Source organism: Yoonia sp. JB2-21, assembly GCF_055693545.1.
Genome location: NZ_JBVFUC010000001.1, coordinates 3,212,677 through 3,223,216 on the forward strand (window position 1 = coordinate 3,212,677; position 10,540 = coordinate 3,223,216).

10 protein-coding genes are annotated in these 10,540 nt (G+C 57.0%); 2 read left to right on the forward strand and 8 right to left on the reverse strand.

Features of this window, described 5'->3' with window-relative positions; translation table 11 throughout:
• Positions 1–2: 2 nt before the first annotated feature.
• From ACZ1G5_RS16210 to ACZ1G5_RS16230, 5 genes are all read right to left on the reverse strand, one after another.
• Positions 3–1,574 carry a TRAP transporter large permease gene (locus ACZ1G5_RS16210; RefSeq protein WP_472733825.1) on the reverse strand — a complete coding sequence of 524 codons (1,572 nt, stop codon included), beginning with the start codon at positions 1,572–1,574 and terminating at the stop codon, positions 3–5.
• Positions 1,574–2,170, reverse strand: coding sequence for a TRAP transporter small permease (locus ACZ1G5_RS16215; RefSeq protein WP_472733826.1), 597 nt, complete (start codon positions 2,168–2,170; stop codon positions 1,574–1,576). Before ACZ1G5_RS16215 ends, ACZ1G5_RS16210 begins: the two co-directional genes overlap by 1 nt.
• 103 nt (positions 2,171–2,273) lie before the next feature.
• Complete coding sequence (locus ACZ1G5_RS16220) at positions 2,274–2,777, reverse strand: flavin reductase family protein (RefSeq protein WP_472733827.1); 504 nt, start codon at positions 2,775–2,777, stop codon at positions 2,274–2,276.
• Positions 2,777–3,667, reverse strand: a complete 891-nt coding sequence (locus ACZ1G5_RS16225; RefSeq protein ID WP_472733828.1) for an aldo/keto reductase — start codon at positions 3,665–3,667, stop codon at positions 2,777–2,779. Before ACZ1G5_RS16225 ends, ACZ1G5_RS16220 begins: the two co-directional genes overlap by 1 nt.
• Positions 3,667–4,824 carry an LLM class flavin-dependent oxidoreductase gene (locus ACZ1G5_RS16230; RefSeq protein ID WP_472733829.1) on the reverse strand — a complete coding sequence of 386 codons (1,158 nt, stop codon included), beginning with the start codon at positions 4,822–4,824 and terminating at the stop codon, positions 3,667–3,669. The genes ACZ1G5_RS16225 and ACZ1G5_RS16230 overlap by 1 nt, the downstream gene beginning before the upstream one ends.
• Positions 4,825–4,927: 103 nt before the next feature.
• Between ACZ1G5_RS16230 and ACZ1G5_RS16235 the strand changes: the two genes are divergently transcribed.
• Together ACZ1G5_RS16235 and ACZ1G5_RS16240 are read left to right on the forward strand one after the other, a co-directional pair.
• On the forward strand, positions 4,928–5,635 hold the full coding sequence (locus ACZ1G5_RS16235) for a GntR family transcriptional regulator (RefSeq protein ID WP_472733830.1): 708 nt from the start codon (positions 4,928–4,930) through the stop codon (positions 5,633–5,635).
• 5 nt (positions 5,636–5,640) lie between these two features.
• Positions 5,641–6,729, forward strand: coding sequence for a Gfo/Idh/MocA family protein (locus ACZ1G5_RS16240; RefSeq protein ID WP_472733831.1), 1,089 nt, complete (start codon positions 5,641–5,643; stop codon positions 6,727–6,729).
• Here ACZ1G5_RS16240 and ACZ1G5_RS16245 read toward each other — a convergent pair.
• From ACZ1G5_RS16245 to ACZ1G5_RS16255, 3 genes are all read right to left on the reverse strand, one after another.
• Entirely contained in the window at positions 6,726–6,989 is a 264-nt protein-coding gene (locus ACZ1G5_RS16245) for a hypothetical protein (RefSeq protein WP_472733832.1), read from the reverse strand. The two genes, ACZ1G5_RS16240 and ACZ1G5_RS16245, sit on opposite strands and share 4 nt — an antisense overlap.
• Before the next feature lie 171 nt (positions 6,990–7,160).
• Complete coding sequence (locus ACZ1G5_RS16250; protein WP_472733833.1) at positions 7,161–8,360, reverse strand: DUF1501 domain-containing protein; 1,200 nt, start codon at positions 8,358–8,360, stop codon at positions 7,161–7,163.
• Between the two features lie 12 nt (positions 8,361–8,372).
• On the reverse strand, positions 8,373–10,493 hold the full coding sequence (locus ACZ1G5_RS16255) for a DUF1800 domain-containing protein (RefSeq protein ID WP_472733834.1): 2,121 nt from the start codon (positions 10,491–10,493) through the stop codon (positions 8,373–8,375).
• Positions 10,494–10,540: the final 47 nt, after the last annotated feature.

Genomic DNA, 10,540 nt, shown 5'->3' on the forward strand with positions numbered 1-10,540 from the left:
TGTTAGTTGATGCCCGGTGCCGGGCTAATGCAAGCGCTAAACCCGATTTCCGGGGCGCAGCCGAGGAAACCTGTCAGGTAAGGCACTGTCATGGAAATGGCGGGAATATAGGTGATCAGGAAGATCACCAGAATTTCCACCGCAAGGAACGGCAGGATCGCCTTGGCGATGGTTTCCACCTTTTCGCCCGAGACCGTACTGGCCACAAATAAGACCAATCCCATCGGTGGTGTGGCAAGACCCACGGTGAGGTTCACGCTCATGATGATGGCAAAGTGCACAGGATGCACGCCGAGGTCGACAAAGATGGGGCCAAGGATTGGGCCGAGAATGATGATTGCTGGCCCCGCGTCGAGGAACATCCCGACGACAAAGAGCAGGATGTTGATCAGGAACAGCAAGATCAGCGGGTTTTCCGACAGCCCGAGCATGAACTCGCTCATGATCTGCGGGGCATAGCTGAGGCTGACGACGGTTTTGAACGCGACCGCCGCGCCTACCAGTAATAGCACGGCGGATGTGGCGAGTGCGGAGCGGGTCAGCACCTCGCCCAGATCCCGCAGTTTCATAGACCTCAGGACAAAGAAACTGACTACCAGTGCGTATGCGACTGCAACGGCCGAGGCCTCGGTCGGGGTGAAAACGCCGACAAGGATACCCCCCAGAATGATGATGGGTGTTTGGAGCGGGGCGACGGCTTTCTTGCAAATCATGCGGAAGTCATGGCTGACTTTGCCACGATAGCCCATCAGCATGAAGTGTGCGGCAACAAGGAGCGCTGCAAAGACGATCCAGAGGTTGAGGCTGTGAATTTTATCGCCCGCCTCATTGATCGTCGATAACCCTACGCGCGTTGAAAGCCCGGCATAGATTGCCATTAGCAACCCGCCGACGTTGATCCGCACCAGCACAAAGCTGACCCAATATTCAACCGTTGTGATTTCCTGGTTCTTGGTGACGATCCGTTCGGCTTTGGGCAGGTCATAGCGGTCGGCCATCAGGCGCACCATCACCATCAGACCCACGCCGACCATGATGCCGGGCACGATGCCGGCCAGGAACAGCGAGGCGACGCTTTCGCCCATCACATAGGCATAGATGATCATGATACCCGAGGGTGGGATGATTGGTCCGATAACCGACGATGCGGCTGTGATGGCGGCGGCGAATTTGCGGGTGTAGCCGTTTTTTTCCATCGCGGGGATCAGGGTGGACCCCAGCGCAGAAGTGTCGGCGACAGCGGATCCCGACAGGCCCGCGAACAGCATCGAAGACAGAATGTTCACATGCGCCAAGCCACCGCGCAGGTGGCCCATGAAGGCTTGCGAAAACTCGACCAAGCGCAGGGTGATGCCGCCCCGGTTCATGATCTCGCCCGCCAGCATAAAGAAGGGCAGCGCCATCAGTGGAAAGCTGTCCATGCCGTTGTAAAGGTTGCGGTAGAGCCCTGCGACGACGTTACGGTTGTCGCCTTCCAGCATGATAAGCGCGAAGGGGGATGCCAGCAATGCAAAGACCACTGGCAGGCCGACCATGATCAGGACGAGGAAGAGCGGCAGAAACCACAATAACATCAGTCGGCCCCCTGAAAATCATCGGCGCTGAGTGGTGTCAGCCGGTCGCCTTGACCCATCAACTTGATGGTTTGGCGGATCATCAGCTCAATGTTCACAAGGATCAGTAGGTTTACCCCGACCCAGAGCGAGGCATACTGGAAGTTGTTTTGAAACTTGTTGCCGCATTTGCCGTACTCAAAACCGAATGGCCACTTGAGGGATGAGGAACAGCCGCGTCCGGAAATGGTATCAAGATGGTTATTCAAGCCGCGGTCCCATGCGATGACCAAGACCCAGAGCGTGATACACAGCAAAAGCAGTGTCAGGATGCCAGAAACGATCCGAGGCAATGCGCGTTCAAGCATGTCGATAGACACGAAACCGCCCATCCGGAAGGCGAGCGGTGCCATTAGACCTGTCATCCATAGCATCCCGAAACGCGCGCCTTCCTCGGTCCAGTTTGGCGCGTCGCTGAGCACATAGCGGAAGAAGACCTGGCCCAAAATCAAAGACACCATGATGGCAAGTGCAATCACCGCGATGACCTTGCCGATGGCAAGGATTGCGGTGTTAAACCGTTCGAGCGGCCACAATAGGCCAAACAGGACCGACATCGGCTCCTCCCCTGTTTATGTCGGGCTTTTTTGCCCTTGTTGTTGGGGCTTTGCCCCCGCCGCGATGCGGCCTTGCCAGAGTTTTTCTGGCAAGATGATATGATTAGCTTGCGTTAAATTGTCCGTATTTTCCGGCGTGAAAGACGAGCGGATCGCCGCCACGGTGGTGTGCTTTGGTCACGCGGCCCACGACGATGACGTGGTCGCCCGCATCGTGGGTGGCGTCGAGGTTGCATTCAAACGTGGCGAGCGCCCCTTCGATGATTGGCATGCCGCAATGTGACAGATGCGTCGGCACTTCGCTGATCGCTGTCTTTGACTTGATGATCGCCGCACAGATATCGCGCTGATCGGCGGCAAGCACATGCACTGCAAAGCGCCGCGAGCCTGCAAAATGTTCGAACCGTTTGGAGGCCTTGGCCGGTGACCACAGCACCAAAGGCGGATCAAGCGACACGCTGGCAAAGCTGTTGGCCACAATCGCAACGGGGCCTTCGGGGCTGTCGGTCGTGATCACGGTGACGCCTGTGACAAAGCTGCCCAATGCGCCGCGAAAGCTGTCGCTATCGGTGCTGGGGTCGAAAGTCGCGATGGTGCCTGCGTCCATTATGGTACCTCTTTGCCAAGTGCGGCTGTGTAGAGTTCGAACCACGTTTGACGGTCCATGTTTACTTTCAAAGCGTCTTCTAAAGCTTTGATGCGGTTAATATTATTGGTGCCCATCACTGGTATGATATTGGCTGGGTGCGCGAGCAACCACGCCACGGCAACCGCGGAGTTATCGACGCCGTTGTCTGCGGCAACCTTGCTCATCGCGTCCTGAATAGCGCCTTTGTCGGTCATCATGCTGCCACCGCCTAAGGGCGACCAGGCCATGATCGGCACGTTGCGTTCTTGCAGGTAGGCCACATCACCATTTGTGAACCCTTGGTGGGCGGTCAGTGACAGTTCGATCTGGTTGGTGATCGGCGGTGTTTTCATCGCTGATTGCAGCAAGGTCCAGTCGTGCAGTTTGAAGTTGGACACGCCGACAGTGCGCACTTTGCCCGAGGCTACGACCTCATCCAGTGCGGCACCCGTTTCATGGTGGTCCATCATCGGGTCAGGGCGGTGGATCAGCAGCGTGTCGATCTTGTCGATATCCATCAGCCGCAGCGAGTGATCGACGGATGCGAGGATATGCGCGCGGCTGGTGTCGTAGTATTTCACGCGGGCATCTGAATAACGTCCGGCGGGGGCCACGATATCGCATTTGGTCACGATCTCGATCTGGTCTTTCAGCGCGGGGGCGGCTTTTAGGGCCGCACCCAGCACCTCTTCTGCCGCGTAGCCGCCGTAGATGTCAGCCTGATCCATTGTCGTGATGCCTTGTGCGAGGCACGCTTCGATCTTGGCTTGGACATGTGCGGGGCTGGTGTCGTCAGCCTCGGCCAGCCGCCACATGCCATAGACGATGCGGCTGAAGGAAAGGTCGTTGGTGATATTGATCCGGTTCATTAACGGCGGGGTCCTGTGCCAAGTGGCGTTGCTGGTGTTTCGGATGGCACACGCCCGTATTCATGGGGCAATGAGCAGGTTTTAAGCTGTGGCATGACGCGTGCGCCAAAATGTTCGGCCTCTTCGATATGCGGGTAGCCTGAGAAGATGAAAGCACGGATGCCCATCTTTTGATAGGCCTCGATTTTCGTCATGATTTGGTCGGTTGAGCCGACGAGTGCGGCCCCGCAGCCCGAGCGCGCGCGCCCGACGCCGGTCCAAAGGCCGGGTTCGACGTAGCCGAATTTATCGGCCAGTTCGCGCGCTTTGGCTTGGTGGGCGACGCCGAGCGAGATGCTGTCATGGGCCCGGTCGCGGATCAGTTTGCCGTATTCATCATCAAGCTTTGAGGCGATGTGGTCGGCGTATTCTTTGGCTTCTTGTTCGGTGTCGCGCACGATCATGTGCACACGCAAGCCGTAGTCGAGTGTCCGATTGTGGGCTGCCGCGCGGTCGTTGACGTCTTTCATGCGCTGTTCAAGCTGCTTCATCGGCTCTGGCCACATCAGATAGACGTCACATTGCGCGCCGCAAAGTTCCAGCGCTGCGGGGGAGTAACCGCCGAAGTACAGGAGCGGCCCGCCGTTCGTTTGGTAGGGGCGCGCAGGATCGGAGGAGAGCTTAGAGATTTGATAGATGTCGCCGTCATAGCTGACGTCATCCTGCGTCCAGCATTTGCGCAGGATTTCAACCACCTCGTGCGAGCGTTTGTAACGGAAGGCGCTTTCGGCGACTTCGCCCGGGAAATCGGAGCTGATGACGTTGAGGGTCAGTCGCCCCTTCAGCATGTGATCCAGCGTGGCGACGGTGCGCGCCAGCATAATGGGTTGCATCTCACCGCAGCGGATGGCCGCAAGGAAATTGATCTTCTCGGTGAGTGGGGCCATGCCAGAGACGAAGGAGAGGGTATCTTGGCCAACTTGGTAAGAAGAGGGCGCAAGGATGTTACGAAATCCCTGCTTTTCTGCCGTCAGTGCAATGTCACGGCAATGTTCCCAAGACGAACGCAAATCGCCGTCCGGCACGCCAAGGAATTGATAGTCGTCAGAGCAAAGTGCGGAAAACCAGGAGACTTCGGCCGCATCAAGATCGGCGCTGGTGACCGGAACGATGGTCATTGATTCTCCTCCCCAGAAGACATTCTTTCTTCTTGCCTAGCATGCGAAATTCTATGTAACAATAGTGTATCAATTTTCATGTGTTGGCTCGGGAGGTGCCGCCATGGCGCACAGCTCGGCCCTACCGAAGTTCATTCAGCTGAGTGAAATGCTGATCCGCGAGATTGCAGCCGGGCATCTGGCAGATGGTGCGCGACTGCCACCAGAGCGTGATATGGCAGATGAATTGGGCGTGGCTGTCGGCACTTTGCGCAAGGCCCTGGCGGATGTAGAAGCCAAGGGGCTGCTGGACCGCGTGCAGGGGTCGGGGAACTATGTGCGCCACAGGCCTGTGGTGAATTCGGTCTATGCGTTCTTTCGGTTGGAACTGCTGAAAGGTGGTGGCTTGCCGACGGCAGAGGTCATGTCGGTGGACCGCTTGGCCAAGCCGGACGGTTTTTCGCGCTTGGGCGGTGATGCTGAAGGGCATCGCATCAGGCGCGTTCGATCACTGGATGGGGTCATGATCGCGCTAGAGGAAATTTGGCTGGACGGGGCGCAGCGCGCGGCGATTGCCATCTCGGACCTTTCGGATTCGCTTTATCATTTCTACCGTCATGAATTGGGTCTTGTGATTGCGTCAGTCGAGGACCGGATCGGCGTTGACGCGATGCCGGACTGGACGCCGGCGGCGTTTCACCTCAAAGCCGGGGCGACGGCAGGCTATATCGAGCGGGTCAGCTGGACCGCCGCCAAGGAACCGGCGGAATTTTCGCGCACTTGGTATGACGCCAAGCGCGCCAACTACATCTCTCGTATGGGAAAAGGTTAAGCGACGTGGATACGGTGAACTACGGCCTGATTGGCTGCGGCATGATGGGCCGCGAACATATCTTGAATATCAATTTGCTGCCGCAGGGGCGGGTATCCGTTGTTTATGATCCGGTTGCGGAACTGGCTGAATCAGCTGCGACCTTGGCTGAGAATGCGCATGTTGCTGGATCACTCGAAGAATTGCTGGCGTTTGATCAGTTGGACGCTGTTGTCATTGTCAGTCCCAATTATCTGCACGTGCAGCAGTTGCAGCAGATTGTAGCGACCCGACCAATGCCCATCCTATGTGAAAAGCCGCTTTATACTGACCCTGCGGATGCGGCTGTGCTGGACAAACTGTTTGAAGACTATCAGCACCCTGTTTGGGTTGCGATGGAGTATCGTTATATGCCGCCTGTCGCCGCGTTGATTGCGCAGGCCGAGCAGGCGACTGGCGGGATCAAGATGCTAACCATTCGCGAACATCGCTTCCCCTTCTTGCCCAAGATCGGGGATTGGAACCGCTTTAACGCCAAAACCGGCGGGACCTTGGTTGAAAAATGCTGTCACTTCTTTGATCTGATGCGTTTGATTTTGGATGATGAGCCGGTGCGGGTCATGGCGAGTGCCGGACAATCGTTGAACCACATTGACGAGCGTTACGACGGTGTGGCGCCTGACATCTGGGATAATGGCTATGTGATAGTGGACTTTGCGAAGGGCAGCCGTGCCATGCTGGAGCTTTGCATGTTCGCTGAAGGGTCAAAATACCAAGAAGAAATCAGCGCCGTTGGTCCCAAAGGTAAAATCGAGGCGCTTGTGCCGGGGCCGGGGCGGTTCTGGCCTAAGCTCTTGGGTGCGCCGCCCGTGCCGCAGATGATTATCTCACCGCGCGCGCCGAAAGGGCCCTATGTGTCCGAGATTCCGGTTGATCCTACGTTACTGGAGGCCGGTGACCACAATGGATCCACCTTCTATCAGCATCAGCGGTTCAACGCCGTGATCTGTGGTGAAGGTCAGGTCGAAGTTACCTTGGCCGACGGCGCAAAGGCGATCGCAATGGGACTTGCAGCGCAAGAAAGCGCGCGGACCGGTCAGGCAGTTAGGCCTTAACCGTTTGCTTCGTCTGCCGAAGAAAACTCAAAACAGTCATTGCCTTCGCAGGTGACCATCTCAACCGGAACGTGCAGGTCGCCATTTTCTGTTTTGATCACATATGCGTTTTGCACAAAACCCGCAAACTCGCCTGTCACTGTGAAATTACTCGCTTCAAACGTCAGCGCAATCTCGTCAGCGCTGACGCTTGAGGGTATGATAAGTGCCATCGCACCCAACACCAAACAACCGATTTTACCGTTTACATCCACCAACATTGAGCCCACCACCCATTACTCATTAAGTTTACACGTGTTAAGTATGAAACCACTTACCATGGGTCAATGAAATTTGGCGTTTTTCGTTCACATCCCGCCTAAAAAGACAGCATATTCCCGCTTTTCGCACGATTTTTCGCTTTTTTCGGCTGGTCAAATGATGATTTCGCACTAAGACGACAAGATTTGCAGGGTTTCGTCGCCGATATTGAAGTCAGCCGATTCGATTTGCCACAAGTCCTTGAGCAGCGCGCCATATACTGTGCGATAGTCAACGGTGTGCACTAGATCATCCTCTACAAGATCCGTTAGGGATGGATTTGCGCCACTAATCCCCCCGTTCACGCGACCGCCTGCGATGAATAACGGGGCTGCTGTGCCGTGGTCTGTGCCTGCGGATGCGTTTTCGCGGGCGGTGCGCCCGAACTCTGAAAAGGTGACAATGCTGACGTTTTCCCAAAGTCCGATTTCGCGCAACGCGCGGCTGAATGCGGCGACGGCTTCGGTCAGGTCAGTCAGCAATTCACGGTGCTGATCCGGTTGATTGTCATGGGTGTCATACCCATCCTGCACAACTTTAAGAACAGATACATCCACCCCGGCATCCAATAGTCGCGTCGCTGTTCGTAACTGTTCACCCAGCTCTGTTTGGGGGAAGTCGAAGCTGCGTGCGGGGCTGTTCTCAAGACGTTTGAGGATTGCGTCGCCGGTGACTTGTGCGCTGTCATATGTTTCCAGCACATGCGCAAGCGGTGTTTTGGCGGTCTCGGGTCGGATCGGATGCATTCCGCCGGGTAGGTTGTCGAAGGTTTGAAAGAACATCTCTTCATCGCGGATAGCGGAAAATCGACCTGCGCCATCAAGCGGACCCATGGCCCCGCCCAGAACCAAGCCGTCGGCGTCTGCTGCCCGGTTGGGGTTGTCTTGCAATCCGGCAGAGATCCAACCTTGCCGCACCTGACTATCCGCACCGCGCCCGGCGTTCCAAATTTCGATAGAGCGAAAATGCGATCTGTTCGGGTTGGGGTAGCCCACACCTTGAACAATTTGCAGATCGCCCTGTTCCCACAAGTCAGCCATGCCGCGCATCGCAGAATGCAGTCCGTTGTCTGTATCAAGGCGCAGTGTGTCGTCCGCTTTGATCCCGATTTGTGGCCGCAAGTTCCAGTAGGCATCGTCTTTCAGCGGGATTACCGTGTTCAGCCCGTCATTGCCGCCGGCCAGTTCGATCAGCACCAAGATGTTGCCGGGTTGCGGGGTTTGTCCTGCCGCCGTCACGAACCCAGGAAGTGTGATCAGTGGCAGGCTCGCTGCGGTCGCACCAAGTGATTGCAGCAGACGACGACGGCAAGGCGACAGATCATGGCTCATGGGGGATGCTCCTTAGTTCAGCTGAAAATACGGCGAGAGAATGATGTGGCGCAGGAGCGCTTGCGGATCGGATGCGTTCTGCTCCACGCGCCGTCCGTCGGCGGGCAAGGGCAGGGCGAGCAGCGACGCTTCTGCATTCAGGCTGTCAAAGCCGGATGCTGCGACTGCCTCAAGCCATGTGCGTGCATCGGGGTAGGTTGTCGGCGGTGTGGCTTCGGTTGATTGCGCGCGCTCTTGCGCTTCGACATACATATCGCGCTCTTGCTCGGAACGGCTGGCGATGGCCAAGCCGCTTAGACCGACCGCTGCCGAGGGCGCGTCGGACAGCAATACTTGTCCTGCAGGTGGCCCAAGTGTGTCGCGCCCAAAAGCCGCAACCCAGTTTGCTGCGCGCATGGCGTCACTGAATGGCAGCGCACCTTCGGTTTCATTTGGGGGGCGATTGAAGGCCCGCTGGTCTTTGGCGCTTTCGATCATTGCGGGCATATGTCCCATCAATGCGGCGGCCAAAGCGCGGTCTTTTGAGGTCATCCAGCCGATGTCATCGTTGGCGATCGCCTCTGCCTCAAGCCATATCCAGTCAAAGACGTTGTCGCCTTTGTGGGGCCAATCGGGAAAGCATTCTGGTTTGCAATCAGAGATTTGCATGACAAACTCAATGTTGTTTGGGCCAAATGCATCGACGAAGAATGAAACAGATCGCCAGTGATGCCCTGCAAACCGGACATCAAAAAGGGTCAGTTCAAGCAAGTGTTGCCCATCTTCCCAGCTTGCTGAGGACAACAGAAAAACCTGCCCAACGCTGAGATCATCGGGGCCCACATCATTGGGTGGTGCGGCAGCCGTACCTTGCATCATGTCCATCATCATCGGCGTGGGCGCTTCGGCCTCTTCCTGGTCATATTGGGCGAACCAAGTCAGCATTGTTGCACGTCCGCTGGCGGTGGCATCGTTGATCCACTCGGTCCCTTCCGGCCAGCCGCTGACGTTTGGTGGAAAGAACAGTGTCTGGCCCAGATCACCAATGGCCCAATTCAATCCATCAAGCTTGGGCATCGTGATCCCCAATGACCTGATCGAGCCGACCATCAGTTCGACGGGACTTTTCACCAGCGTACCGCGATTGCTGCTGTCCCAGAACGCATCGCTGAGGAAGATGGCGCGCAAAAGCGGCTGCATTTCCCAATCGGCGGCGCGCCAAATTTCGGTGAGGCGGGCAACCTCAGCCGGGTCTGGGTCGTGTGAGATGAACGCCAGCCATAGTTTTTCGACGATGTAGGGGCCGAATGTCGCGTTTGACATCACAATCTGCGGCAGGTCATCGGCTGTGTGGGCGCCGGTGACGCCCAGAATGGTTTTGTCACCTGCATCATGTTCTTCGGGATCAAAGATGTAGCTGCCATCGGCAAAGTCATTCACCGTATGGCCGGTAAGAGCGCGTGCTGCCTCGATCACGTCGGTTTCCGTGTAACCGCGCCCTTCGCCCAAGGTGAAGAGTTCCAGAAACTCGCGCCCGAGGTTTTCATTGGGGGCTTGGGCCTTGTTTTCGGTGTTGGTGAGGTAGGCCAGCATGCTGGGGTCTTTGAGGATGCCCGCCGCCAGATCAGTGAAATTCCCTGCGGCATGGGTCCGTAGCAGACGGTTTTGCTGGGCGGTCCATTGCGGGCGTTCGTGCGCGTCATAGCCAGTGGCGAAATGGTCATGCCAGAACAGCGTCAGTTTTTCGGTCAGGGGCGAGGGGGTTTCGATCATTTCCTTGAGCCACCAGCTTTGCAGTTGCGTGATCTCTAGCCAGCGGTTGCTGAAGAACAGATCGTTGGCCGTGTTCCCGAGCGTCCAAATCTGGTCATGCGGATAGTGCCACGCATCGACCCAAGCGGGCATGGGGTTTGTGGCGCTGGTGTTGATATCTGCCAATATCTGCGCGACGCCATCTTTGTAGGACAGTCCTGTCAGCGCTTCGATCTCGGGTGGGGATGCGCCGAACCCGGTGCGCGAAATCAGGTGGCGCGCCTCTTCGCGGGTCATGGCGTCTGGTCCGGCCGAAAGCGTGGCAGGGGCCGTCACGGCAATCAGCGAGCTGGCTAGGTATTTGAGTATCCGGCGCATCGTATCCTCATATGCTTGGTGCATGTGAGGGTATGATATCACGGGTTGTCAGGGGATCGGCAGACATCTGC